We start from the raw sequence: 25,085 nt of genomic DNA on the forward strand, positions 1-25,085 counted from the left end.
CACTCACCTCATGACATCAAACGCCTTCACATGAGGCGGAGGATGGACATCGTGGAACTGGCGCCGGGATCGGTCAGCCCCTACGACATCACGAGTTCAGCCTCAGTAGCCAACCGTCCTGGCCTCGGCCCAGCATTGAATACGATGATCGTCGGAATGGCCGGAAACGGCGAACGCGAGGAACTGATGTCCCGATGAACGCAATCGAACCGCTGACCGCCGAGGAGCTCGCCGAGATCGAGGAGATCGCCCAGGCTGCAACCCCCGGACCATGGTACGTCCGCCAGCTCGATGACGACTTCGCTATGAGCCTCGTCGCGATCAGCACCGTTCCCGACACCGGGCTCGGTGAGCGCTGGCCGGCCTTCGACCACCATCAGATCGTGGCCACCACCCTCGTCCAGCAGCCGCGCTATGTCGACGTCGCGGACGAACGCTGGGACGAGAACGCCCATTTCATCGCCAGCTCCCGACAGGTCGTCCCGCTGCTGATCGCCGAGATCCGACGCCTCAACCATCTACTTGAAGCCAAGGAAGAGTGAGGCCGGGGCGAGCTGACGCGGGCAACTCGGCGGGCTCCCCGCAGACCGGGCTACGGGAGGACACCCGGACCACCGGACTGAGCAACCGCACCTTGGAGAGATCACATGTTCGACGATGGGAGCATTCGCGCGTGTCGCACCGCCAACTGCTGCCGGGCCGCCCATCCGCCAGCGCTTGGTGTGCCACTGGCACTCGCCGCCGCCTTACCGCAGGACGACCTCGACCCCGTGGTCGGCGAAGATCTCAAGGAGAACCTCGAAGAAGGTTGCATTGCCCGCGTGCAGCGCACGCTGTCTCACGAGCCGTGTCCTGGCAACCTTCGAGTGCTTCCATTCCAACGTGAACGGCAGAGAGGCACCCCAACCTCCTCCGAGGCAGTCGTCCAACGCGTCGAGGTTCCACCCGAAGTAGCCGCCGGGCCCGTCGACCGCTTCGCCCAGTGCACAGTAGAAGCTGTCGACGTCGATGACCTGATGGCCGTCCAGCCTGAACACGTGCCCCGGCGCCCGGTCGCCACTGTCGTTCCGGTGGCGGTATCCCCGGGACAACATCGCCACGGACAACCACGCAAGGCGGCCCGCCGGGCCCATGGATCTCCACAGTCCATTTCGGTTCAACTGCCCGGTACGGATCAGTTCCCACACCTCAGCGGAGCCAGGAAGCGCATTTTGACACCAGAGCCGTACTGTGACATCGAAGAGGCCCTCACCGAGAGCTGACGGCTTGACCGCGGCCACGGTGACACCTCCGACGAAGTAGGACCCCATCGTGGCTCCAGCGGCGTCGAGCAGGGTCAGGTAGGCGTTCCCGGCGCAGGCGCCACGTCCACCGACACGGCCGAGAGCGGCCAGTAGCTCACCCTTCGGTGCGCATCCGCGCAAGGCGACCAACCGGTGGTCATCCTTGAGCGGTGTGAAGAAGCCTGTGCAGTCGTACGCGAAACCCCAGTGGGTGTCCTCGTCGTCGTCGCCGGTCAGGGAGTACTTGAACTGTCCCCGTGCGCCTGTCGCTTCCATCCACCCTCGTCATCTGCCGTTTCTGGAGGGGCTCAGCCCGGGCCCTTCGACCGAGCTCGCCGCGCGCCCTGTCGGCATGGAGTATCGCCGAGCAGCGCGACGACGGTGCAACCGATTTCGGTGGCACCGCCCGCGCCCAAGCCTGCGATTTCCTCCAAGATCTCTAGCCAGGCGTCTTGCCAGATCCACTTCCAGGAGAGGCTCGGCACTTCGCTTGCCGAAGATCGGGAATGCGTTGGCGATCAGCCCTCCGAATCTGCGCGCTGCTTCGTCCGGCGTCGCGGCGAAAGTGGGGCATGCCGAGGTGAACGGTGGAGGGTCGCGCTGCACGGTCGCGCCTCCAACTTCTGGGCGGCGGCGGCAGGAAATGGCGGGAACGCCCACCTGGCCTGCCGGGTGGACGGCGAAGGTGTCAGAACGAGTTCCGCCCGGGTGCGGGTTCGCCTGTGAGCGGGTCCAGGCCGGACTGCCATCGCATCTGTTCGAGGCGCCAGTGGACGTACCGGGGCGGGGCGCCGAGGAAGTTCGCCGAGAGGTAGAGCGGCCACGTCTCGAACTCGCGGAGGCAGAGGCACCGCAGAAACTCGACCATGCCGAAGCGGTGCACCTGGAAGATCGGATCCGACCGGCGGCAAACCACGACCGGCCAGCAATCGGGGTCGCTGTCGGAGGTCAGCCAGCACAGGATGTCAGGACCCGCCGTGACGCCCCAGGCCAGAAGGTCCAGCGGGTCGACATCGAGAACCGCGCGTCCGCCCTCACGCTCCCACACGTAGCGGACGTTCGCGGTCTCCACCGGGATGGTGCCCGGATCTGCGAACCCCACTTCCCCTGGGGCCGTCGGCACGAGAATGCTCGCCTCGGCGTCGATCCCGCCCCCGCCGTAAACAGCCATGAACGCCTTGTAGTCGGCCGGCAGGCGCCGCCCCAGCTCGGCCTCGACCGTCGGCCAGTCGATCTCCTCGCCACAGCCGTTCTCCGCCGACATCACCTGCATCAGCGCCACGACGCCTGGATGCTCCACACGCTTCCTTCCGGTTCTACAGAGCCCTGCTCGCTCAAGCAGGCACACGGTACAGGCGGCCTGCGACGCACGGCGCCGAAGGCTGAGCGAGGCGGGGCCGCTGCGCGGAGAGCGCTTCGGAGGCCGTCGCCCTCGACGAGCGGGGAGACCAGCGGGTACGCACCGCTGAAGCCGGCTGGCGACGAACGGTCCGGCCAGTCATCGGCCAGGGCGCCGATCGGCTGACGGCCTGTAGGGCTCATGGTCGACACCCCGCCCCCGGCGCGACCACACAGGCAGGGGCAGGCAGCCGGAGGGGAGGTCACGGCGGCTCTGCACCTCCTTGGTGCCGTCGGCAAGGGATACCGTCACCTCGCATCGACCCGGGGCGAAGACGGCCGTGGCGTGGCCCGCCAGAAGGGCATCGACGAGTGCCGCCATGAGATCCAATTCCTCTACGGACCGGCCGAGTTCCCATCTCGCACCACCGGCTTCGACCCCGAGGACGATGTCCGCGGAGTCTCCCGGGACCAGCCAGGAGAAGCCGAGCGGGCCCGCCCGCTCAGGACGGACCGCGACGTCCCGGAACCATCCGTCGTCCCGTTCCTTGATCTCGGCGACCCCGTCGAGCTCCTGCCTCAACCTCTCGACCAGTGCGTTCAGCCTGTGGCGCACCGGATCGCCGTCGGATTCTTCGACTTCATCGTTCTGCATGGCATCGGATGCCGGTCGGACTCCGGTCGGACCCGCCGCGTACGGGAGTCCGCGCTCACCCGGCGATGCGCAGCAGCAGCTTGCCCGTGGACGCGCGGCCGCCGATGAGCCGGTGGGCGCCGGCGGCGTCCTCCAGGGGGAACTCGGCGGTGACGGGAAGGACGACCGTGCCGTCGCAGACGGTGCGCAGGGCGCGGTCGGTGAGCGCACGCAGGGCGTCGGGTGCGGACTGGGCGAGGGCGAGCACGGAGAAGCCCCCGACGGAGCGGCCCTGCGCGTACAGCTCGCCCTGTCCGGCCTGCCAGGGCGCCGCGCCGCCGGCGTTGCCGAAGGACACCAGGCGCCCGAACACGGCCAAGGCCTCCAGGCCGCGGCGCAGGGTGTCCCCGCCCACCGGGTCCAGGACCAGGTCGACTCCCCTGCCGCCGGTCGCCCGGCGGACGTCCGTCTCGAAGGTGTCGGGCCGGAAGACCTCGTCGTAGCCGTGCTTGCGCGCGTAGTCGGCCTTGGCGTCGCTGGAGGTCACGCCGTACACCGCGCCGGCGCCCGCGGCCCGGGCCAGCTGCCCGACCGCCGTGCCGATGCCGCCCGCCGCGCCGTGCACCAGCACGCTCTCCCCGGCCCGCAGCCGCCCCACCTCGTGGACCAGGGCGTGTGCGGTCGGCAGCACGGTGGGCAGCGTGGCCGCGGTCCGCAGGTCCAGTCCGTCGGGCAACGGGAAGACCCTCGCGGCGTCCGCGAGCACCACCTCGGCGTAGCCGCCGGCGTCGACGAGCGCGGCGACCTCCTGCCCCGTCCGCAGACCGTCGACGCCCGCCCCGACCGCCCGGATGCGCCCGGAGACCTCCAGGCCCGGACGGTAGGGCAGCGACGCGACCCGGTACCCGTCGGCCCGCGCCTTCACGTCCGCGAAGTTCACCCCCGCCCAGACGGCCTCGACGGTCACCTGGCCGGGGCCCGGCTCGGGTGCCTCGGTCTGCACGATCCGCAGCACCTCGGGACCGCCGTACTCCTGGAACTCGACCGCACGCATGCGCAGAACCACCCCTCCATGAGTGTTCAACCGGAAGCGAACACTAGCACTGTAAGATGCTCATCGAACACTGACTGGAGGAGGGCATCGCAATGTCGGAGCAGGCTGAAGGCGCAAGTCACCGTCCGGCGCCCGTGCACACGCACCCCGACGACGTCCCGCTGCTCACCGCCCTGTCCGCGCTCGCGGATCCCGTGCGCCTCCAGCTGATCCGCGACCTGGCCGGCCACCCCGACTGGGCGCTCAGCTGCAGCAACTTCGACGTACCGGTCGGCCGGGCCGCGAAGAGCCACCACTTCTCGGTCCTGCGCGGCGCGGGCCTGGTCGAACAGCGCGACCAGGGCCCGAAGCGGCTCAACCGGCTGCGCCGCGAGGAGTTCGACGCCCGCTTCCCCGGTCTCCTCGACCTGACCCTCCGCGCCGACGGCACCGAGTAGCGGCGGCCACTCCCCCGTGCGGCCGTCCGAGCGCCGGGAGGCGCTGTCGGTGCTGCCACGAGGCGAGGGCTCGACAGCCGATGCGGCTGGACGGGTGTAGTTCCGCACCTGACCCCGTCGCCCTCCGCCCGAAGCGGTACGCCGCCGGGTTACATGGGCCTGCGCCTCGGCGCGGGGCGTGCCGGCGCCTTTCACGGCCCCGGACCCGACGAATGAAAGAGCACCATGGCAGAGCGCGACCCTCGCAACCGCACCGGCCGCAGCCCACTATTGCGCGGGCTCGCCGCTGCCGTGCTCGCAGCCGTCACGGTGGTGGCCTCGGCGGGACCCGGCCACGGGACCGGCGCGGCCGCTCTGGCGCCCGGCACGCAGTTCACGCCGCTGACGGCGGCAGTGCTGACCGAACCGACGCCCTTCGACGCCACGGACGGCAAGACGCACCTCTCGTACGAACTGCTCACCACGAGCGCACTGAACAGCAGCACGCCGCTGCGGCTCGACCGTGTCGACGTCCGGAACGCCCGCACCCAACAGGTCATCGGCTCGCTGAGCGGGCAGGCGCTGGCCGAGGCCGCCAACCCGGTGGGCGACCCGCTGCCGGGTGCGGACGGGTACACCCCGCCGCCCCCGGCGCCGACGCCGACCGTCATCCAGGGCTCCCAGCAGTGGATCATCTGGCTCGACCTGGCCCTCGACCGCGGTCAGCAGGTGCCCGAGGTCCTCGAACACCATCTCTCGGGTGCCGTCCTGGCCCCCTCCGGCCCCTCCGCGTTCGAGGAGACGGTGCAGACCACCCCGACCTCCCGCACCGCACCGTTGAACCTGGCCCCGCCGGTCCGCCCCGGCACGTGGTACGCCAGCGAGTCGTGCTGCGGCAACACCCACCACCGACGCGGCCTCGCCCCGATCAACGGCCGGTTCGACGTGCCGCAGCGCTTCGCGATCGACTGGTACCGGCTCGGCGAGCAAGGGCAGGCCTGGGAGGGCGACCCCGCGCAGCTCACCAGCTACCTGAGCTACCGTCAGCCGGTCGTGGCCGCGGCCGGCGGCAGAGTGGTGGAGGTCCAGGACGGAATCCCGGACAACCCGCCGCCCGTCACGCCGCCCGTCCCTCCGATCGAGGACACCGTCGGCAACCACATCACGCTGGAAGTCGCGCCGGGCCGCTATCTGCTCTACGCCCACCTGGAGGCCGGCTCGCTCAAGGTCCGGGAGGGCGACTGCGTCGAACCCGGCCGGCTCCTCGGGCTGATCGGCAACAGTGGCAACTCCACCACGCCGCACCTGCACTTCCAGGTGACGACCACCGCCGAGTTCTTCCCGACCGACAGCCCGCCGTTCACCTTCCAGAGGTTCCGCGTCCTCGGACAGGTCGAACCCCGGATCTGGGACGACAACCTGGGCCTGCAGCCGACCGGCGTCCTGCCGATCACACCCTCGCCGTACGACGGCCCTCACCGTGCGGAGTACCCGCTCGACCGCGAGGTGCTGGAGTTCTGACCGGACTCCGGCCACCCCGCCGACCGGCTGCAGCGCAGGACTCTCACGCGCCGTTCAGCGGGTGGCCCAGGGACGCAACCCCTGGGCCACCCGGCCGCCGGCCCCCGGTCATCGGGTGTCGGACGCCTGCGGCTTCACCGCCGGCAGCCGTAAGGCCGCCATCGCCGTCCTCTCCCCCTGGGTCGACCTCACCCTCGCCGGAGGGAGCGTCCGTTCCAAGGAGAGCGCCGACCCCAGCTTCACAGCGGCCGACATGCACGCCTACGCCGATCTCTACGTCGGCTCGGGCGACAGCGCGCACCCGCTGGCCAGTCCGGTGTTCGCCGACCTCACCGGGCTGCCCCCGCTCCTCGTGCAGGTCGGGGCGAACGAGGTGCTCCTCGACGACGCGGTCCGGCTGGCCGGCCGCACGGGCGCCGACGGCGTCGAGGTCACGCTCGAAGTCGGCCCCGGACTCCCCCACGTCTTCCAACACCACTACGGCCGCCTCGACGAGGCGGACGCCGCGCTCGACCGCGCCGCTCGCTTCCTCACCGCCCACCTGAGCGCCGGGCGCCCGACGCCGGCCGTCTCGAAGCGGTCCACTGACACCGCCCCCGACGGCCTCCCCGTGATGTCGGCCACGGCCGCAGGAGCACCGTCGCCGACATCACAGGGTTCGGGCTCAGAAGCCGCGATCAGCCCTCCTGTGCGTCGCCGATGGCCACGCGCAGGTCGTGAATGCTCTGCTGGATCTCGATGACGGACACCTCCGCCCGGCCCAGGGCCTGCCGCACCCCTTCGACGTCACCGGAGCGGAGGTGGAGGTCGGCGTCCAGGGTGTCCGCCGCGGCGACGACAGCCATGGACGACGCCATCCGGCCCGCTGACGTCTTCCCGTCCGCGTCGCCCTCGTCGATGACCATGAGCTGCAGGGCGGTGCGCTGCAGCCGGCCGGCCATCACGTTGGCGAACAGACCCGGGGCCAACCCCACCTGGTCGTTCCAACCGAGGAGCGCCTCGGCGATGTCCGTGTCCCGGTCGCTTCCCAGCCGGGTACTGGCGACGATCTCCAGCTCCACCACCGCCAGCAGCACGCCGAGCAGCCTCCGCAGATCCTCCTGCTGAGGCCCGTCCGGCCACAGCTCCGGATCGAGGACCGGCTCCCTCCTCAGCGCCACCAGGGCCGCATACACCTGATCAGGACTCACCGGGTCCTCGCTCATGATGCTCACCCATCCAGACTCACTCCGCCCATGAGCCGATCCACGACGCCACGCTCAACGAGCTCGGCCAGGAGTACTTCGACGGCCGGTCGGACTTCGCGGGCGGCACCGAGTGCGGGCGCGTCCCGGCCGGGGAGTCCGTCACAATCCGGTAGTCACCAGCCGTCCGGCCGATCATGTCCGGGACGCGTTCCTGCATGATGACGGGATGAACCACAGCGGCCCGCGCTTCCACGTCATCGTGCTGTCGAACTTCGCCAGGGGCTTCGACAAGTACGCGTTCACCTACGGCAAGGCGGGAATTCCGGAGAGCACCTTTCCGGACCGGTTCCACCTGCTGACCCGTGCGGAGTTGGGAATCGGCATCGGCAAGGCGCGAGGCCTGCTGGAGCGTCTGGCCGTTCCGGGCGACCGGCTGCTGGTGCTGGAAACCACGGTGGACCCCGACAAGCTGGTACCCAACGTGTCGACCGGCCTCGGCGCGGAATGGCACGAGGCCCGCATCCGGCTGTCGGCGGTCCACGAAATCGACCAGGTGGGCGACGAGTTCACTCTGCGCCCGACCACCGTCGAGGATGCGATGGCGGCCTCCCTGCACCTGCACGGATCGGCACTGCATCGCTACGCCGACATGCGGCCGCGCTCGCTCTCGGTTCTGCCGGTCGCCTCCGCCTGCCAGGCCCGGTGTTCGTTCTGCTTCTCCTCGGCTTCGATCTCCAGCGACCAGGCGCCGGCACGCGTCCCGTGGGACGCGGTCGCCCACTGGCTGGAGCGCGCCCGCACGGCGGGTGCCGAGCGTGCGGTGATCACCGGCGGCGGGGAGCCTACGCTCATACCCTTCGAACAGCAGCTGCGGCTGGTGTCCGCCTGCTCGGCGGCCTTCCCGAAGGTCGTCCTGATCACCAACGCGCACACCCTGGCGAAGGGGCAGCACGCCGACCGGGCCGACCGGCTGGCAGCTCTGAGCGCCGCAGGCCTGAACGTGCTGGCGGTCTCCCGCCACCATCAGGACGACGCCGTCAGCGAGCGGCTGATGATGCTGCGGACACCGGTGAGCTCCGTGATCGACACCTGGCGCACGGCACGTGACCGCTGGCCGGGGCTCCGGATACGGCTGATCTGCGTGCTCCAGCACGGCGGCGTGGCCGACGCGGCCGGCGTCGCCGACTACCTGTCGTGGGCCGCGGCTCTCGGGGTCGAGGAGGTCTGCTTCAAGGAGCTCTACGTCTCCACCAGCACCGAATCGCTCTACTTCGACCGAGCCGCCAACGTGTGGAGCCGAGAACACCAGGTTTCGCTGTCCGTCGTCACCCGGTTCGCCGAGCAGCGCGGCTTCGAACCGGCGAGCCGCCTGCCCTGGGGCGCGCCGGTCTACCGTGGCAGCTGGGACGGGCGACCGATTCGGATCGCCGCCTACACCGAGCCCAGCCTGCTCTGGGAACGCACCAGCGGGATCGCCCGCAGCTGGAACGTCCTGGCCGACGGACGCTGTTACGCCTCCCTGGAGGACCGGGCCAGCGAGATCGTGGCGGAAGGTGCAGTGGCATGAGGTTCGACGAGTTCCAGGAATTCCGGCAGCGGCGACTCGATGCTTCCTCGTCGCTTCTGGACGCCGCCGAGACCAACGTGTACCGGGCGCTTGCTCCGCTGCGACCGGAACCGCCGGCCGACACGACCAAGGTGCACCGGTGCGATCTCGCCCGTGCCTGGCTGCGGCGCTTCGAGCTGCCTGAGGACCGGTCCGGCGACGCCATGGTCTGTCGGGGAGTCCGTCACGGGCTCGGTGTGGTGTTCCACTGGCTGCGCACCGTTCAGGCGCGGCTGTGGCTCCCCAGCGACGTGTACCCCGTCTACTTCGAGCTGGCTCGCGCTGCGGGCCTGGCGCCCGCGTCCTACCCGACGCTGCCGGCGCCGGCCCTGCCGAGGTCGCCGGCGGACGACCGGCCCGAATACCTGCTGCTCGCCAACCCCAGCAAGCCGCTGGGCCGGTACCTGTCCGATGCCGAGTGCGACGCGGTGGTTTCGTGGCTGCGGGAATCACCACACCGCCGCCTGCTGATCGACAGCGTCTACGACCTGGGAGCGCCGTTCGCTGCCGGCACGCGGCGGTTGCTGGACACCGGTCGTACGGTCCTGCTGCATTCGGTCACCAAGGGATGGCTGTGGCCACGCACGTTCGGCGTGGTCCTGCTGGGACCGGCACAGGCCGAACTGGCCGGACTGGCCGACGCGTTCCGGGCGGATCCCCCGTCACCGGAACAGCTGAGGCTCGCCGACCGCCTGCTGACCGAGCACAGCGACGTGCCCCGGCAGGTCGTCGGCGAACTGGCCGCACGGGGCGAGCGGTTGTTCGAGCGACTCCCGGACGAGGTGCTCGCCGCGATTCCGGCGGCGAGCCGGACGTGCCCCGGCAACTACTTCTTCCCGGTCGGCATCCCGGCGGAGACGCTCCAGCGCGAGTACGGCGTGCTCGCCATGCCGGTCAGCGTGTTCGGGGAGAGCAGCTGGCCCGGCTCGGTAGTGACCAGCCTCGGTGACGCCTTCGGCCCGACACCAGCGGTGTCGCGATGAACCAGTGATGGACCTGGCCCGACCGAAGGCGACGATGCGGACCTCTGCCCTCAAGGATTTCATCGCGCATAGCCGCTGTTCGTCCGTCGGATCACCACGTGAAATGTTGAAAATCGGTCCACGAGCTGGATCGGCGCGTCGGGGTCCCGCGTCAGGACGCCACCGTTCCTGTCCCCGATTCCTCGTGCGATCCGTACATATCAACCAGCAGACGCTGACGCGCCGCCTTGAGGAGCTCGTCGTAGTCCGGCTTGAAGATCTCGACGAGGCTCTTCTCCAGAGTCCCGGAGATCGTGTAGATCGGAGACCAGACTGCGCGGTCCGTCTTCAACAGCTCTTCCAGCACGTCGGACCGGTCCATCGCCTGATAGAGCCAGTCCGACAGCACAAGAGCCTGATCGCGTGTGAACGTGATGGTTATCGGTTCCTCTTCCACAAGGGAACGGTACCGCCACGCCCGATGAGCCGGCGGGTGGTTTTTGCAGCTGTCGGGGCGTAGGCCCGCCTGGAGTTGCAGTCACCGGCGGGGTGCATGACATGGAGCGCACAGCCGACCGTCCGGGCCAAAGCCCCGATACTGATGGCCAGCCAGAATGGACAGTGATGATGTGATTTGATGTCCGCTGATGATCTTCAAGGTGGAGATCGAAACGGGGGCACCACGATGGACAGGCTGATGCGGCACGGGCGGAATCTGGCACTGGCGGGGGCGGCTGCCGCGCTCACCCTGGGGACAGCTGCGTGCAGTTCGAGCGACGGCGGGGCGGCGTTCCGGGCCAACGTGGTGCTGTCCCAGCCGGACCAGGTGGTGGACGCGCTGCCGAGCCCGTCCTCGCTCCCGTCGGGGTGGCGGCTCGCACCCGGCGCGAAGCCGCCGAAGGCCATCGAGCATGCCGATGTCTCCAGCGACTGCCGGAAGAAGCTGTCCATCGGCTGTTCCGGGATCCAGCTGGGCGGCACCGTCCGGTACGAAATGGCCTCCAACACCGACAACGACATCCGGTTCACCCTGCTGACCTTCGACACCGCGGACCACGCCGGTCCCGCCTTCGAGGCGATGGTGACGGCGCTTGAGAAGGACGACAGCAACGCCCGCCGCATCAACCTGAAGGCGTCCGCCGAGCAGTCGCAGGCTTTCGAGCGGCCCACCGAGTCGAGTGACGCCCCGAGCGGGGCCGTCGCCTCGGTCATGGCGATGCGGATCGGCACGGTCGTGGCCCTGATCGAACTGGACGAGGACGAGCGCGACCACAAGACGCTGCAGCAGTTCACCGCCCTGGAGGCGGACCGGATCAAGAAGGTCCAGCAGGGCACGAACCCGGACGCCTGACGCCCCCGGCCGCGGACCAGGGCAGCCCTCGGAACGAGCAACCGCAGAGAGGATCCGGACGCGCAGGCTGAACGGACGCTCCGAACGCGGTGCCAGCCGCAGCCGAACCGCTGGAGGAATTGCTCGACCGACCGAGCGCGCCCCCTCGACTGGCAGGCCGCGGGCCAAGTGGTCGACGCCCCCGGTCGCCCTGCCGTCAGGCGGACTTGGCGGCGTGGACGAACTCCGCGATCAGGGCCGGGTCCTTCACCCCGCGCCGGACCTCGACCCCGCTGGAGACGTCCACGCCCCAGGGGCTCGCGGCCGCGACGGCAGCGCCGACGTTCGCCGGGCTCAGCCCGCCCGCCAGCAGCCACTTCCCGGTCGGCGGCTTCGCGCCCAGCTCGGCCCAGTCCCACGGCTCCCCGGCCCCCGGCACGGGCGCGTCGAGCAGAAGCAGGTCCTCGCCGAAGTCCCCGCAGTCCGCTCCGGCCGCCGACGCGGCCGACGTGGCCCGGATCAGCGGCAGCCCCAGGTCGGCCAGCTCGGCGAAAGCGGCGGCCGGATGATTCCCGTGCAGTTGCACGGCCCGCACCCCGGCCGCCCGCACCGCTGCCCTCACGTACGCGGCCGGCTCCTCGCGGAACACCGCCACCGTCAGCACGTCCTCGGGCACCGCGGCCACCAGTTCCCGTGCCAGCCCGGGCTCCACGCGGCGCGGGCTCTCGGTGAGCACGAACCCGACCGCGTCGGCACCGGCCGCGACGGCCGCGGCGACATCCGCAGCGGTGCTCAGACCGCAGATCTTCACAAACACGTTCCCGGACGCTCCCCAGTAGACGGCGCCGCCAGCGTAGTGCCGCAGACCGGCGGGCGCACGAGGCACTCGCGCCCGAGGTGTCCGAGAGCCCGCTCCGCGACACGCGGACCCACAGTTGAACATGTTCAAAGTCGTGCGCCATGATGGGCGCGAGCGGAGACGACCGGACCCGATCACGGGCTCCGGCCTGCTTCGCCGTGCCCCGCCGCGCCCTGGCACACGTCCCGTCCGGGCGGCGGCAGAAAGGACCAGCCGCCGTGCCGACACCCTGGCAGACCCGCTGCGCCACCCTCACCGTTGCGCTCATGTGGGGGTACGAGGGCCTCTGGTGCAAGATCTTCCCCGGCCGCGCCGACCAGCGGGCCATCGTCGAGGGCCTGCCCCTGCTGCCGGACGCCGCCGCCCATGCGCTGCTGATCGGCATCGGACTGGCCGAGCTGGCCCTCGGGGCCTGGGTGCTGAGCGGGTACCGGCCGCGGGTCGCGGCGCTGGTGCAGACGGCGCTGGTGCTCGCCTTCAACACCGGCGGGCTGCTCGTCGGCGCCGACCAGATCCCCGAGCCGGGCCGACTGGTCGTCCAGGACCTCGTCTTCCTCGCCCTGGTCTGGACGGTCGCCACCGCGCACCGCCCACCGGACGACGCCCGCACCGCCGGCACCTCCGGCCCGGCCGCCACCACCGGCCCCACCACCACCGCCCGCTCCGGGGCGGCCGCCGTATGAGCGCCACCGCCACCGCCCGGCCGGCCACCCCGTGGGCCGAGGGCCGACTCCTGGCCGTCCAACCCCGGTGCCCGCGCATCCTGTTCGGCCGGATGTACGAGGACCCGGCGGTCGAACTTGCCGCCTTCCCCACGCCCGGCTCCGGTACCCGAGTGCTCTGCATCGCCTCGGCCGGGGACACCGCCGCCGCCCTGGCCGCCGCCGGCCACCGGGTGACGGCCGTCGACCTCAACCCCGCCCAGCTCGACTACGCCCGCGCCCGCCTCCACTACGGCGCCCCGGCCGTCGCCGGGGCGGCCGAGCGGCTCCTCGCCGCCGGACGCGCCACCGCCGGCGCGGTGCTGCCCGCCTGGCGACCGTCCGAGCTGGAGCGCTTCCTGCGCCTCGCCGACCCGGCCGCACAGGGCGAGCACTGGCGGCGCACCCTCGACGGGCCGGGCCTCCGACTGCTGCTCACCGCCGCGCTGCGACCGGCCGGGGCACTGGCCGTCGGGCTCCGGCCGGCGTTCCGCTGCGTCGTTCCGCACCGCTTCGACGCCGTGCTGCGGGCCCGGCTCGCCCGCGGGTTCGCCCGGCACCCGAACGCCGACAATCCGTGGGCGTGGCGACTGCTGCTCGGCCGTGAGCGGCCCGGGCCGGACCTGCCCGCCCTCGGGCAGGAAGCCGACGCCGCCGGAGAAGTGGACGCCGCCGGAGCCGTCCCGATCGTGCGGCTGCTCCTCGCCGATGTGGTCGAGCACCTGGAGCGCTCCCCCGCCGGTCATTACGACGCGGTCACCCTCTCCAACGTGCTGGACGGGCCCGGCCCCGCCTTCGCCCGCCGGCTGCGCGCCGCCGTCCGCCATGCCGTGCGACCCGGCGGGGTCGCCGTGCTGCGCAGCATCCGCGAGCCGGGGCCGGCCGGTCCTGGCGTCGCCGCCGAGGACCGCTCACTGCTCTGGGGCGTGGTCCGGGTGATCCACCTGTGAATCCCGCCCGTGCCGGATCCACCGACGTCCCCGGCGCCACGCCCAGCGCCGCCCCCAACGCCACGCCCGGCACCGCCCCCAACGCCACGCCCGCCGGCTCCCGCACCGCGACCCGGAGATCCTGACCATGCGACACCTGCTGCAACGCCACCCCCTGCCGATGCGCACCCACTTCGCGCACTCGCTCGTCCTCACCTACGCACTGCCGCCCGAGCAGCTGGCGCCGCTCGTCCCGCCGGGGCTCCGGCTGGACACGTACACCGATCCGGAGGGCACCGAGCACGGCTTCGTCGCGACCGCCCTGGTGGACACCCGCAGCCTGCGCCCGACCGGGCTGCCGGCCGCACTCGGGGTGGACACCGTCCTCACCGGCTACCGGGTCTTCACGCGCTTCCCCACCCCCGGCGGCCGCACCATGCGCGGCCTGCGCATACTGCGCAGCGACACCGGCAGCCGGGTGATGGTGGCGGGCGGCAACCTGTTCTCCCGCTACCACTACCGGCTCGCCCGGATCGGCAGCCGGGTGGTGGGCCGGACCCTGGAGTTCAAGGTGGTCAGCGTCGACGGCCGGGCCGATCTCCACGTCAGGGCCGACCTCGCCGACGGTCCGGCGCCGCTGCCGCCCGGCAGTCCGTTCGCCGATGCCAGGGCCGCGCGCCGGTTCGCCGGGCCGCTGCCCTACACCTTCGAGTACGAGCCGCAGACCCGCTCGATGATCGTCGTCAAGGCCGAGCGTGCCCACTGGGAGCCGGTGCCGGTCGCGGTGGAGGTGCCGCGGCTGACCTTCTTCGACCACGGGCCGCTGGCCGGCAGCCGGCCGGTGCTCGCCAACGCGTTCCACGTCGCCGACCTCGACTACGGCTGGCAGGCGGGCAGCCGTCGCGCCCTCGACGGGAGCCTCCGGTGAGCGCCCTCCGACCGGTCGGCGCCCGGGCCGATGGCGACGACGACGCCCCGGCAGCGGTCGCGGAGCAGCCGGCCGCCCCCGCCCACCACCCCTCCGGCGTGGCCGAGGTGATCCGCTACAACTGGCCGCTCTACGCCGCCGGTGCGCTCACCGCCGCCGGCGGCTGGGCGCTGGCCCGGCGGTTGCCGACACCGGCCGCCCGGCTCGCGCGGGCCGGCGTGCTCGCCGCGGGCGGGCTGCTCGTCGCCAGCACCGCCGCGACCTGGTGCGTCTACGACCGCTCCGAACTCCACGGCTACACCTGGCTCGACGAGCTGCTCCCGGACGGCCCCGGCCGCCACCTCGTGGTCTCGACCGGCCTCGACGAGGCGAGCCGCCCGATCGCCGCGCGCCACCCCGCCGCCCCGCAGCGGATCGCCGACCTCTACGACCCCGCCCTGACGGCGACGGGCTCGATCCGCCGCGCCCGTCGCCGGGTCCCGCCGACGCCCGGCAGCCTGCCCGCCCGGCCCGGGGCGCTGCCGGCGGCGTCCGGTTCGCAGGACTCGGTGCTCGCCGTGTTCGCCGCGCACGAGCTGCGCCGGCCGGCGGACCGCGCCGCGCTGTTCGCCGAGGTGGCCCGGGTGCTGCGGCCGGGCGGTTCGCTCGTCCTGGTGGAGCACCTGCGTGACGCCGCCAACACGGCCGTCTACGGGCCGGGCGCCTGGCACTTCCTGCCGCGTTCCACCTGGCTGGCCCACGCCGCCGAGGCGGGCCTGGAGCCGTCGGCCGAGCGCCGGATCGCCGGTCTGGTCACCGCTTTCGCCTTCCGGAGGGCCGCGGCGTGAGCGGATCCCTCGACCTCTTCGACGTGGAGTTCCAACTGCGGTTGGTCGGGGCCGCGTTGGTGGGCCTCGGCCTATTCCACGCGCTGCTCCCCCGGGTGATCGACTGGCCCTCCGATCTGGCCGGGACGAGCCTGATGACCCGTCAAGTCTCCTATGCACACCTCTTCTTCATCGGCCTGACCTGCGTCCTGCTGGGCCTGCTGCCACTCCTCCTGGGCCGTGAACTCCTCGCGGGCACCCCGCTCGGCACCGCCCTGCTGACCGGCCAGACGGTGTTCTGGGGCGCCCGCTGGCTCTTCCAGTTCACCGTCTTCTCGCCCCGCCTCTGGCGCGGCGACACCCTGCGCACCCTGGGCCATGTCGGCTTCTCGGTGCTGTGGACGTGGGTGACGGCGGTGTTCGCCTGCGCGTTGTGGCAGGTCCTCTGACGTCGGCAGGCGCCGGGGCGGCCGCCGCCGGCGACGACACGCCGTCACACCGCCGCGGTGTGGAGAACCTCGCGCAGGCCCGGGACGGACTCCCGGTCCGACCGCCGGACCAGACGCAGGTGGAGCTGCAACTCCCGCGACACCAGCGGGAGTCGGACCAGAGAGCCGACCGCGAGCTCCGTCCGGACGGCGAACTCGGGAAACAGCGCGATGCCGAGCCCCTGCTCGGCGCAGGCGCGGGTGACGGCGACCCCGCCCGTGCGGACGCGATCCATCGCGTGGCCGAGCAGGCGCTCACCGGCGAGCCAGAAGGAGCAGGCGGGGGTGTTCACCAGGAGCCGCTGGCCGCGGAGGTCGGCGAGGGTGAGCGGCCCGGTCCTGGGCTCAGCGGTGGCGGCGGCGAGCGGGTTTCCCGAACGGTGCGTGAGGCCCGGGCTTTGGAGCGGGCGGTGGAGCGGGCGGTGGCGGCCGAGCCGTCAGGCGTCGCCTCCGCGCAGGTCCTCCAGCCAGGAGCCGATGGTGTGGGACAGTTCCAGGTCCTCCTCGTACTGGCGGCGCAGGGGCTCGGGAAGGGTCTGCCGGATCGCCGTGCTCTCCGCGTGGGCCGCGCGGGCCTCTTCGAGCTGGCCCAGGGTGCCCAGGCGGACGGCGAGGTTGTCGAGGATGGCGGCGAAGTCGGGCGGGACGGCATCGGGGTGGTGTCGTGCCGCCTCCCGGAAGAGCTCCACGGCCTCGAAGGTCAAGGCGAGTGCGCTCTCCGCCTGGCCGCCGTCCCCGAGCCGGTTCGCGAAGTTGCTGAGCGCCCTGGCGAGGTCGAACCTGACCTCCTGGGGGTTCAGCCGGTGCAGCTCCCGGTACAGGATCACCGCCTCCGCGATCGCCTCCCGGGCCTCGGCCGGCCGGCCGGCCTCGCCCAGGCAGTTGGAGAGGTTGTTCAGCGTCAGGGCGAGGCCGGGGCGGTAGCTGTCGGGGTCCACCCGGCACAGCTCCCGGTACAGCTCGACGGCTTCCGTGATCGCGTCCAGGGCCTCCGCCCGCCTCCGCGCCTCGCCCAGGCGGACCGCGAGGTTGCTCAGGGCCTGCGCGAGCGAGGGGCGGTAGGCGTCGGGCTCCCGATCCGCCAGTCGCCGGTACAGCCCGACGGCCTCCGCGACCGTGGTGCACGCGTCCTCGCGCCGGCCCGCACGTGCGAGTCGGTCGGAGAAGCGGTACAGGGCGCGGGCGAGCTCGGGCTCGCGGACACCCGGTTGCAGGGTCGCCAAGGCGCGCAACTCGTCGATCATCCGGCGTGCGGTCGCGAGCTCGTCCTCCAGCCGTGACGGCTCGACAGTCCGGTGTGCGACCGCGAGCTCGGCCTCCCGCCGCGAGAGTTCGGAGCGGGCCGACGGGGCGGGATCGAGGGCTTCGGCCAGCTCCGCCGCGGTCGGCCGGTTCGCCGGGTTGCGGTCCAGGCACCTCCACAGGAGTTCGGCGATCCCGGGCTCGACCCCCGACACGGCCAAGGCCTCGTTCGTGTCCATGTCCGCGCGGACGTCCCGCCACCGGCCGGTGGCGAAGGCGATGAGCACGGCGCCGACCGAGTACACGTCGCTCGCCGGTGTCGGGCCGGGGAAGACCTCGGCCCGGCCGAACGGCCGGACCCGCCGGCCACGTCCGCCGTCCGAAGTGGTGTTGCCCGGGCCTTCGACGTAGAGCTGGTCCCGCGGGAAGTCGTCCCGGTGGCGGCTGTGGACCCCGTCGACGGACGCCGTGATCCACCCGATCAGCTGGACGCCGTCGTCGGCCACCAGGACGGCCCTCGGGGTGAGGGATCCGTGCACCAGACCCAGCCCGTGGGCCCGGCCGACCGCCCGGGCCAGGCGGTGGCCGATCACCCGGAAGAGTTCGCCGTTGACGTCGAAGACCTGCTGCAGGTTCGGAGCCGGCTGCCAATCCGCGTCGCCGGTGCGCAGGCAGGCGGCGGCCAGCCACGGGGGGCCCTGCTCGGGGTCGACGCTCCAGTCGAGCAGGGCCGGAGCGCCGACCCCCTGCATGCGCCCGAGGCAGGTCGCCTCGGTACGGATCAGCTCGCGGGCCCGCTCGGGATCGACGCCGAACAGCGGGGCGGGCACGCGCACCGTGACCGTCTCGCCGTTCGGGTCCAGCGCCAGGTAGAGCGGGATGTCGATCCACCCCCGGTCGTTCCGGGCGTACAGCTGGTACGGCCCGAGGCGCTGGGGGTCGGTGGGCAGGATGACCGACCAGTCGCGTGGAATCGCCACCGACCGGACGTCCGGCACGACGCTGTCCGCCCTCCTCGACGGGCCCGGGAGCCCCGGCGCCGTCCCGGCCGCGGCTGCGACGGCACCCGCCGCGGGTACGCCGAGCCGGGTCAGCAGCCGGTCCGTCAGCCAGGCGAAGGAGCGCCCACCGCCCCCGATCACCGCCGAGCCGTCGGGGTGGCCGACCCAGGCCGGGAAGTCCGGGGAGCGGCCGACGGACGCCTCCAGCCGGTCCGCGACCGCCCGCGTCGTGCGCATCAGCTCCCGCGGGGCGGGCGCGCCGAGGAGGATCCGGCGGCCCTCCGCCGAGAAGTCGAAGAGCTGGTGGTGCGGAAGCACGCCCGGCCCACCCGCCCCGGCCTGGCGCATCAGGCCGCCGAGGAACACCTCCGCCACGTGGCCGCCGTCCGTCGGCGGCCCCAGGGCGCCCTGGACCAGCCGCATCACCGGCGGGGTCACCGGTGCCACGGCCGCGAGGTGCGCGGCGAGCCGGTACGCCTCCGGCGACGCGGCGGCCCGGAAGCGCAGGACGGCCTCCGCCTCGTCCTCGTGCCGCGTGTCGGCCACGGGGCGGGCGGCCGGCGACGGCGCATCGCTCCACAGCGGCAGCACCGCACCGGCCCCGGGCGAGGCGATCAGCCGGGCCCACTCCGCGACGGCGGCGGGCGACGGTTCGAGGACCGGTACCGGGACGGAGTCGAAGCCGACCAGGCCGGGGGGAAGCACCGGGTCCGCGACGCGCCAGGCCGCCGTCGGGCCGCCGCGGCGGTGCGAGGTGACGTGCCACGGCCGTGCGGAGATCCCGGAGCCGCGCCAGAGGCGGGCGGGCAGCGCATGGACGACGGCGGTCGGGCCGTGGCGCGCCCAGAGGTCGACGGCGCTGCGCATCCGGCCGTCCCGCCACGCCTCGCCGACGCCGTCGCTGACGACCAGCACCAGGGTGGCGCCGGTGGGGTCGCTCAGGCTTGCGGGCGTCAGGTACGGCCCGCCGCCCCGGTAGGGCCGGGCGGTCAGCAGCGGCGCACGGCTGCCGCGGGTGTCGAGGCCGTGGACGCGGACGTCCCGGAACGCTCCCGCGCGCTCCATCAGCATCCGCACGTCCGAGGCGAGGCGCTGCCAGAGGACCATGGAGACGCCGTCGTCGACCACCAGGGCCAGCGAGAGCCAGCGGCTGCGCTGCGGGCGGGTGGCGGTCACGGGCAGCCCGGTGTCGGCCATGGCCGCGACCGTCCGGGCGATGTCGAGCTCGTGGCGGCGGTGGTCGGGGAAGCGCTGCCGCAGCGGGCGCAGGGACCGTCCGAGCCGGAGCTCCCTGGCGTCCAGCAGGCGCTTGTCCGGGGCGCGGACGCTGTGCGCCCTGGGCGGTGCGGTGCCCGGCGCCGGCGGTTCGCCGTCCGGCGCCGCGACGTGCAGCGGACGCTCGGCCGGGCGGTCCTCGGTCGGCTGTCGGGGGTCCGCCCGGTCCTCGGGGTCGCCCGGGTCGCCCGAGGGTTCGGCGGGCTGCGCGGAGCTGCTCCCGGCGGCGCTCCGGGGCACGGCGGAGGCGCCGGCGGCCCGCGCCACAGGGCCGGCGCCCCGGGGCAGCCGCCCGGCGAGCCACAGCACGTCGAGCAGTTCCTCCTCGGAGAGCTCGACCCCGCTGCCGGCCAGGACCTCCGTCAGCCGTCCGAGCATCTCTCAGACCGCTCCGCCGAGTTGGTGCAGCACGGCCTCCAGCAGGCGGCCGGCGTCGAGGTCCACGCCGCTGCGGCGCAGGAAGACGGCGTTCAGCAGCTGGTCGGTGGCGAGTTCGCCGGGGGCACGGCGGCTGAGGAACTGCTCCACCAGGTCGTCGACGCCGCCCAGGGCGTTGCGGCCCAGGTGCGCGGCGACGATGTCGCGCAACCGCTGCTCGTCCGGCTCCGGCAGGTCGAGCCGGACGCAGCGGCGCAGGAAGGCGGGCGGGAAGTCGCGTTCACCGTTGCTGGTGATCACCACGACGGGGAACTCCCGGCAGCGGATCCGGCCGCGCGTGACGGGCGCGGGGTGGTCGAGGTCGTCCGTCTGGACGTGGACCGTGGCGTCGAGCTCGGCCAGGCGGGTGAGCTCCGGGATGGCGAACTCGCCCTCCTCGAAGACCGTGAGCAGGTCGTTGGGCAGGTCGACGTCGCCCTTGTCCAGCTCGTCGATGAGCAGGACCCTGGGGCGGTCCCGGGCGACGAGGGCGTTACCCAGCGGTCCCAGACGGACGTACTGGCCGATGTCGGGCTCGCGGCCGTCCGCGTCGCGGCGGAGGCCGACGTCGCGCAGCCGGCCGACGGCGTCGTACTGGTAGAGGGCGTCCTGGAGGGTGGAGCGGCTGTTGACGGGCCAGTGCAGGACTCGGCCGAGGGCGAGCTCGTGGGCGATCGCGTGCGCGAGCGAGGACTTGCCAGTACCGGGGTGGCCGGTCACCAGGAGCGGCCTGCGCAGGTGGAGCGCCGCGTTGACGATGTCGGCCTCGTCGGGGCCGATGAGGTAGGGCCGGGGCGCGAACGACTCCCCCGGCTCCGGGGAGGGACCGGTGGTGGCGAAGCGGCGCCAGGGCGGGGCCGGGGGGAACGCCACCTCCCGGACCGCCCCGTCGCCCTGGAACAGCCTCCAGGCCCCGTCGGGCCGCTCCGACCCGCCGGCGGCCCCGGCTTCGGTGATGGTCATCAGACGTGCGCTCCCTTCCGAGGGTCCATCAGTTGCAGCGACTCGGGCTTCGGGTACCGGCTGCCTTCCTCCCAGACCAGGGAGGGTAGCGCCGGGTCTGGCCCGGGAAGGAGGAACGTCTCGCCCCGGAAGACGCGGACCCGCTCGGGGAGGTCCGCCAGGGGGCCGACCGGATCGAGGCGCTGCAGCTTGGCGGCGTCCTCGAAGCAGGTGGCCCCGCGGTCCCAGAGGACGATGGGGACGCCGAGCGCCAGGCAGATTTCGAGCAGCGGCGTGCGCCCTTCGCGGGGACCGTGCAGGACCACCTGGGCGGTGTCGCGGTGGGTCGTCCGCAGCAGCTGGACGAGCTGCCCGGCGGTCGTGTTGCCCTGGTCGGTCGTCAGCGGGGCCGAGGGGCCGGCGTCCCAGCGGCGCCGCTGGTCGAGATCGCGGGTGGCCGCGATCTCGCTGATCTCCGGACAGCTCAGGGTGAGGCGGTACTCGGCGCCGATCGGCCGGCCGGGGAGGATGACGTTGGGCGCTCCGGGGTTCCACTCGTCGACGGCGAGGTGGAGCCCCGGCCGGTCGACGAGGACGGTCACCCACGGCACGCCCGGCCCCTGGCCGGACTCGGCGGCGGCGGACTCCACCGCGTCCCGCAGGCAGCGGGCGACGTCCTCGGGGGTCTTCGGCGCCGTCTCCGGCTCGTGGAGGACGGTCCGGGTGCCGTCCTGACGAGCAAGCAGGATCCGGCAGTGGTAGCGCTCGTCGGCGGTATCGGGGGCCCCGGCGGTACCGGGGGCGCCGGTCAGCTCCAGGACGACACGCGCGACGGGCGAGGCCGGCCGGTCCGCCCACTGGCAGGCGTCGGTGCGCCGCTCGTTGAGGGCCGTCGGGTGGATGCCGGTCCGGTGCGCCACGCCCGTGGACCAGCGGCGCAGCTCGTCGCCGTCCGCGGATCCGAGGACGGCCGCCACGTACTCGACCACCCGCAGCAGGGCCGGCACCGGCGGCGTACCCTCCGGCGCGCGCCCGCTGTCGGGTATCTCCTCCAGCGCCCTGACCACCTCGTCGAGGTCGTCGACCGCCAGGCCCGGACGGGCGAGTGCCTCCGGGAGGAGCGCGTAGCGCAGGGCCTCGCGCGCAGCACGGGGAAGCACCGTGGGGTGCACCTTGCAGATGGCGCGCAGCAGGTCCAGCAGGCGTTCGTACTCGGTGAGGGAGAGCAGGCGGTCGCCCTCAAGGGTCCGGGCCCTGGTGAGCAGCCCGGCCAGGCGGTCCCGCTCGTCCTGGCTGTCGAGGGTGTCGACCAGGGTGCCGCTGAGCGAGGCGAGTGCGCGGGGGTGTGCTCCCAGCAGGGTCATGAGGACGCCGATGGAGGGGGGCCGGTCGGCGGGGACCGGGTAGCCCAACTGTGCGGCGAGCGCCCGGGTGTGGGCGGCGCAGGTGTCCGGACGGCCGAGCCAGCGCCAGAGAGCCTGGGCGATCTCCTCCTCCCAGCGGGTGTACTCGGACGGCGACCGCTCGGCCGGCAGGGCGCCGCCGATCTCGGCCAGGCACGGTGAGCCGTCGGCGTACTCCGCGAGGACCGCCGCGAAGGGGCCGTCCTGGACGAACGAGCGGGCCGGGCAGGCCCGCAGGCGGCGGGTGCCGTAGGACTGGTCGTCCTGGATCACGACGCCGACCAGGTGGTCGCCGCAGAAGACGGCGGCTCCGGAGGCTCCCGCCCAGGGCTTCCTGCGGTCGCTGCGGGGGTCGGGCGCCGGCTCCTGGTCCAGCACGTAGTGGTCCCGGGATCCGGAGGACAGCGGCGGCAGCACGCCGCGCAGGTGCTCCACCTCCCGCTCCTCGTCGGCACTGGCGAGCTGCGGGAAGCCGAGCCCCTCGTAGGGCAGCGGCGCCCGGCCGACGGGACGGCCCCAGCGGACGGCGCCGGGCACGCCCATGTCCTCGTCGAGGAGCAGGAGGGCGACGTCCAGGCTCGGGTGCGTCCACACCCGGTCCGCCCTGGCCCGGCGGATGCCGCCGTCGCGGGGGTGTCCCACGCGCACGCGGATCTCCGGCCGGTGGGTGCCGGTGCCGCGGTCCACCACCACGTGGCGGGCGGTGAGGACGAGCCTCGGGGCGATCAGGTAGCCGGAGCCGAGGCCGAGCGACTGCTGAGCGGTCCCGCTGCGGATCAGCGCCAGTCTGCGCGGATCCATCTCACTCCTCGTCCCAGGACCTGGCTTCGTCGTGGCTGATCTCGGGGCGCTCGCCGGTGGCGCGGTCACGGATCGAGAGCTTCAGCGTCAGCTTGTGCGTCCGGACCCTGGCGTGCTCGCCGGCGGCTCCGACGGCGGCCACGCCGAAGCTGAGCTTGCCGTCGGCCTTCCCGCTGTCGCGCAGTTCGAGGAGGAGCTCCAACTGGGCCTCGTCGACGACGAAGCCGAACTGCTGGTCGGCGCCCAGGTCCTGCGCCCGGTACAGCTCCTGCCGCAGCTCCTCGATCGCCGCGGCCAGCCCGATGCCTGCCATCCCACTCCCCCGGTGCCGTGCGCCGCCTGCGTGAACGGCATCTGACGCTCCGCCACGTTACAGTCTTCCAGCGGCCGGATGCCACGTGGACGGCCGAACTGCCGGATGGCCGGATGACCTTGACTCGCACGGGGCCTCGGCGGTCCGGGCAGAGGTCGAACGGGTCGGTTGGGGGCCGGGGTGGAGCGGGAACGAGTTGCCGCCGTGACCGGGGTGGGCGGGCTGGGGTCGGGGTACGCAGTCGGCGGCAGGTTGGTGCTGTCGTCGGCCCATGTCACCGGGCCGGTCGGTACCCGGGTGCAGGTCTTCCACCCCGGTGGATCCGGCACCGCGGACGCAACCGTGGTGTGGTCCGGCACCCCCGGCGAGCAGGACGACGCCGCCCTCGTGCTGGTCGACGACTCCCCGCACTGGCGCCCGCCCAGCGCGGCGGTGCGGTGGGGCCGGCTGGTCACCGACCGCCCGGGCGTGCAGTGCGAGGCCTGGGGTGTCCCGGCCGTGGCCCAGCGGCCCCGGCAGATGGTGGAGGTCATGCAACTGGCCGGCTGGATCAACCCCGGTACCGGCTTCGTCGACAACCAGTACGTCATGGACTTTGCGGCGGTTCCAGTTCCACGATGGGCGCCCGAAGGATTCTCGCCCTGGGCCGGGTTGTCGGGCGCAACCGTGCACTGCGACCGCGTCATCACCGGCGTGGTCGCCCGCTCGGACCACGACCGCCTCCACATCGTGCCCGCCTACGTCCTCCACTACGACCCGGCCTTCCGCGCCGCGCTCGCCGAACACGACGGCGGTGCGGTCAACGGTCTGGAGGCGGTGGAGTTCCAGGACCTCGCCGACCCCGCCCACGACCCAGTACGGCGGCGCGGGATCTCCAACCCGGAGGCCTTGCTGGAAGCCAGGCGGCAGATCGTTTCGTTCCGCGGCCGCGAGGACCTCCTCGCCGAACTGCTGGCCTGGTGCCATGCGGACGGGTTCCACGCGCAGCTGATCGAAGGGCCCGGCGGCCAGGGCAAGACCCGTCTCGCCCACCAGCTCTCCCATTGGCTCGACACTGCCTACTGGACGGCGCTGTGGCCGCGGGCCGAAGCCACCCCGGAAGAGCTCCTGCAGGTACGGCACGCAATCCGGCCGCTGCTGATCATCCTCGACCACGCCGAGACCCGCACCCGCCAGCTCACCGCCATCGTCGAGGCCGTAGCCGATCGCCGGCATACCAGCCCGCTGAAGCTCCTGCTGTTGGCCCGCAGGGCCGGCGACTGGTGGCACCGGGCCCAAACCTCCATCCGCCTGGCCGACCACCTCGGCACCGCCCGCACCCACTACCTCACTCCGCTGGAGGACGACCCGAGCCGGCGGGCCGACCACTACCGCGAAGCCGCCTACGCTTTCGCCGCCGCCCTCCCGCTCGTCGACGGCATGGAGAACCACGACTGGACCGCAGCCGCCGCAGCCCTGCCCCCGCCGCACGGGCTGGATCGGGACGTCTACGGCAACGTTCGAACCCTCCACATGAGCGCTCTCGCCAACCTCCTCGACAGCACCCGCCTCGGAAGCAACCATGCCGCACCTGCGGCGATCGGCTCTGAGACCGGCGCCCACCGAACCGTCCCGCCGACGAAGGACCTCTACGGGTTGTTCGACTGATC

General features: G+C 72.8%; 25 protein-coding genes and 1 pseudogene. 14 read left to right on the forward strand and 12 right to left on the reverse strand.

The features are described from left to right. The first annotated feature begins 42 nt into the window (after positions 1-42). Both ACIPSC_RS28845 and ACIPSC_RS28850 read left to right on the forward strand, forming a co-directional pair. Positions 43-198 carry a hypothetical protein gene (locus ACIPSC_RS28845; protein WP_400829369.1) on the forward strand — a complete coding sequence of 52 codons (156 nt, stop codon included), beginning with the start codon at positions 43-45 and terminating at the stop codon, positions 196-198. Continuing rightward, positions 195-542 (forward strand): hypothetical protein, encoded by a 348-nt coding sequence (locus tag ACIPSC_RS28850; protein WP_400829371.1) that lies wholly within the window; start codon positions 195-197, stop codon positions 540-542. Before ACIPSC_RS28845 ends, ACIPSC_RS28850 begins: the two co-directional genes overlap by 4 nt. Positions 543-746: 204 nt before the next feature. Here ACIPSC_RS28850 and ACIPSC_RS28855 read toward each other — a convergent pair whose 3' ends face one another. The 4 genes from ACIPSC_RS28855 to ACIPSC_RS28870 form a co-directional block, all read right to left on the reverse strand. Then, a complete protein-coding gene (locus ACIPSC_RS28855) occupies positions 747-1,559 on the reverse strand; it encodes a barstar family protein (protein WP_400829373.1) in 813 nt (270 codons plus the stop codon). 412 nt (positions 1,560-1,971) lie between these two features. Then, the gene (locus tag ACIPSC_RS28860) at positions 1,972-2,556 is read right to left on the reverse strand and encodes an SMI1/KNR4 family protein (RefSeq protein WP_400829774.1); all 585 of its coding nucleotides are present in this window, start codon (positions 2,554-2,556) and stop codon (positions 1,972-1,974) included. A gap of 225 nt (positions 2,557-2,781) precedes the next feature. After that, positions 2,782-3,276: a hypothetical protein gene (locus tag ACIPSC_RS28865; RefSeq protein WP_400829375.1), complete on the reverse strand. Its 495-nt coding sequence runs from the start codon at positions 3,274-3,276 to the stop codon at positions 2,782-2,784. A gap of 55 nt (positions 3,277-3,331) precedes the next feature. After that, positions 3,332-4,309, reverse strand: coding sequence for a zinc-binding alcohol dehydrogenase family protein (locus tag ACIPSC_RS28870; protein WP_400829377.1), 978 nt, complete (start codon positions 4,307-4,309; stop codon positions 3,332-3,334). Between the two features lie 92 nt (positions 4,310-4,401). Between ACIPSC_RS28870 and ACIPSC_RS28875 the strand changes: the two genes are divergently transcribed. The 3 genes from ACIPSC_RS28875 to ACIPSC_RS28885 all read left to right on the forward strand — a co-directional run bounded on the left by ACIPSC_RS28875 (position 4,402) and on the right by ACIPSC_RS28885 (position 6,988). Then, positions 4,402-4,746 (forward strand): ArsR/SmtB family transcription factor, encoded by a 345-nt coding sequence (locus ACIPSC_RS28875; RefSeq protein ID WP_400829379.1) that lies wholly within the window; start codon positions 4,402-4,404, stop codon positions 4,744-4,746. A gap of 225 nt (positions 4,747-4,971) precedes the next feature. Continuing rightward, positions 4,972-6,246 (forward strand): M23 family metallopeptidase, encoded by a 1,275-nt coding sequence (locus ACIPSC_RS28880; protein ID WP_400829381.1) that lies wholly within the window; start codon positions 4,972-4,974, stop codon positions 6,244-6,246. 115 nt (positions 6,247-6,361) lie between these two features. Then, a complete protein-coding gene (locus ACIPSC_RS28885) occupies positions 6,362-6,988 on the forward strand; it encodes an alpha/beta hydrolase fold domain-containing protein (RefSeq protein ID WP_400829383.1) in 627 nt (208 codons plus the stop codon). Here ACIPSC_RS28885 and ACIPSC_RS28890 read toward each other — a convergent pair. Then, positions 6,924-7,460, reverse strand: a complete 537-nt coding sequence (locus ACIPSC_RS28890; RefSeq protein WP_400829385.1) for a hypothetical protein — start codon at positions 7,458-7,460, stop codon at positions 6,924-6,926. The two genes, ACIPSC_RS28885 and ACIPSC_RS28890, sit on opposite strands and share 65 nt — an antisense overlap. 199 nt (positions 7,461-7,659) lie before the next feature. Here ACIPSC_RS28890 and ACIPSC_RS28895 point away from each other — a divergent pair, with 199 nt between their 5' ends. After that, a complete protein-coding gene (locus ACIPSC_RS28895) occupies positions 7,660-9,000 on the forward strand; it encodes a radical SAM protein (RefSeq protein ID WP_400829387.1) in 1,341 nt (446 codons plus the stop codon). Continuing rightward, positions 8,997-10,022, forward strand: coding sequence for an aminotransferase class I/II-fold pyridoxal phosphate-dependent enzyme (locus tag ACIPSC_RS28900; RefSeq protein WP_400829389.1), 1,026 nt, complete (start codon positions 8,997-8,999; stop codon positions 10,020-10,022). The genes ACIPSC_RS28895 and ACIPSC_RS28900 overlap by 4 nt, the downstream gene beginning before the upstream one ends. Positions 10,023-10,173: 151 nt before the next feature. Here ACIPSC_RS28900 and ACIPSC_RS28905 read toward each other — a convergent pair whose 3' ends face one another. Next, positions 10,174-10,458, reverse strand: coding sequence for a hypothetical protein (locus ACIPSC_RS28905; RefSeq protein ID WP_400829391.1), 285 nt, complete (start codon positions 10,456-10,458; stop codon positions 10,174-10,176). 228 nt (positions 10,459-10,686) lie between these two features. On the opposite strand from ACIPSC_RS28905, the gene ACIPSC_RS28910 reads away from it, so the two are divergent. Continuing rightward, the gene (locus ACIPSC_RS28910) at positions 10,687-11,352 is read left to right on the forward strand and encodes a hypothetical protein (RefSeq protein WP_400829393.1); all 666 of its coding nucleotides are present in this window, start codon (positions 10,687-10,689) and stop codon (positions 11,350-11,352) included. A gap of 196 nt (positions 11,353-11,548) precedes the next feature. On the opposite strand, the gene ACIPSC_RS28915 is transcribed toward ACIPSC_RS28910, so the two are convergent. Further along, positions 11,549-12,148, reverse strand: a complete 600-nt coding sequence (locus tag ACIPSC_RS28915; RefSeq protein ID WP_400829395.1) for a phosphoribosylanthranilate isomerase — start codon at positions 12,146-12,148, stop codon at positions 11,549-11,551. A gap of 260 nt (positions 12,149-12,408) precedes the next feature. On the opposite strand from ACIPSC_RS28915, the gene ACIPSC_RS28920 reads away from it, so the two are divergent. From ACIPSC_RS28920 to ACIPSC_RS28940, 5 genes are all read left to right on the forward strand, one after another. Next, positions 12,409-12,873 (forward strand): DoxX-like family protein, encoded by a 465-nt coding sequence (locus ACIPSC_RS28920; protein ID WP_400829397.1) that lies wholly within the window; start codon positions 12,409-12,411, stop codon positions 12,871-12,873. Next, positions 12,870-13,841 (forward strand): DUF3419 family protein, encoded by a 972-nt coding sequence (locus tag ACIPSC_RS28925; RefSeq protein WP_400829399.1) that lies wholly within the window; start codon positions 12,870-12,872, stop codon positions 13,839-13,841. Before ACIPSC_RS28920 ends, ACIPSC_RS28925 begins: the two co-directional genes overlap by 4 nt. Positions 13,842-13,968: 127 nt before the next feature. After that, positions 13,969-14,748, forward strand: coding sequence for a DUF2071 domain-containing protein (locus ACIPSC_RS28930; protein WP_400829401.1), 780 nt, complete (start codon positions 13,969-13,971; stop codon positions 14,746-14,748). After that, a complete protein-coding gene (locus tag ACIPSC_RS28935; protein ID WP_400829403.1) occupies positions 14,745-15,575 on the forward strand; it encodes a class I SAM-dependent methyltransferase in 831 nt (276 codons plus the stop codon). Before ACIPSC_RS28930 ends, ACIPSC_RS28935 begins: the two co-directional genes overlap by 4 nt. Beyond that, positions 15,572-16,003 carry a hypothetical protein gene (locus tag ACIPSC_RS28940; protein ID WP_400829405.1) on the forward strand — a complete coding sequence of 144 codons (432 nt, stop codon included), beginning with the start codon at positions 15,572-15,574 and terminating at the stop codon, positions 16,001-16,003. Before ACIPSC_RS28935 ends, ACIPSC_RS28940 begins: the two co-directional genes overlap by 4 nt. A gap of 44 nt (positions 16,004-16,047) precedes the next feature. On the opposite strand, the pseudogene ACIPSC_RS28945 reads toward ACIPSC_RS28940, so the two are convergent. From ACIPSC_RS28945 to ACIPSC_RS28965, 5 genes and pseudogenes are all read right to left on the reverse strand, one after another. Then, positions 16,048-16,371, reverse strand: a pseudogene (locus ACIPSC_RS28945) (LysR substrate-binding domain-containing protein); the annotation flags it as partial. A gap of 108 nt (positions 16,372-16,479) precedes the next feature. Beyond that, a complete protein-coding gene (locus tag ACIPSC_RS28950) occupies positions 16,480-19,938 on the reverse strand; it encodes an SAV_2336 N-terminal domain-related protein (RefSeq protein WP_400829407.1) in 3,459 nt (1,152 codons plus the stop codon). Positions 19,939-19,941: 3 nt separating this feature from the next. Next, positions 19,942-20,940, reverse strand: coding sequence for an AAA family ATPase (locus ACIPSC_RS28955; protein ID WP_400829409.1), 999 nt, complete (start codon positions 20,938-20,940; stop codon positions 19,942-19,944). Continuing rightward, the gene (locus tag ACIPSC_RS28960) at positions 20,940-23,123 is read right to left on the reverse strand and encodes a trypsin-like serine protease (protein WP_400829411.1); all 2,184 of its coding nucleotides are present in this window, start codon (positions 23,121-23,123) and stop codon (positions 20,940-20,942) included. Before ACIPSC_RS28960 ends, ACIPSC_RS28955 begins: the two co-directional genes overlap by 1 nt. Before the next feature lies 1 nt (position 23,124). Then, complete coding sequence (locus ACIPSC_RS28965) at positions 23,125-23,436, reverse strand: trypco2 family protein (protein ID WP_400829413.1); 312 nt, start codon at positions 23,434-23,436, stop codon at positions 23,125-23,127. A 204-nt stretch (positions 23,437-23,640) separates the two neighbouring features. Between ACIPSC_RS28965 and ACIPSC_RS28970 the strand changes: the two genes are divergently transcribed. Then, positions 23,641-25,083, forward strand: a complete 1,443-nt coding sequence (locus ACIPSC_RS28970; protein ID WP_400829415.1) for a hypothetical protein — start codon at positions 23,641-23,643, stop codon at positions 25,081-25,083. Positions 25,084-25,085 lie beyond the last annotated feature (2 nt).

It is taken from the genome of Kitasatospora sp. NPDC090091, assembly GCF_044747365.1.
Classification (GTDB): domain Bacteria; phylum Actinomycetota; class Actinomycetes; order Streptomycetales; family Streptomycetaceae; genus Kitasatospora.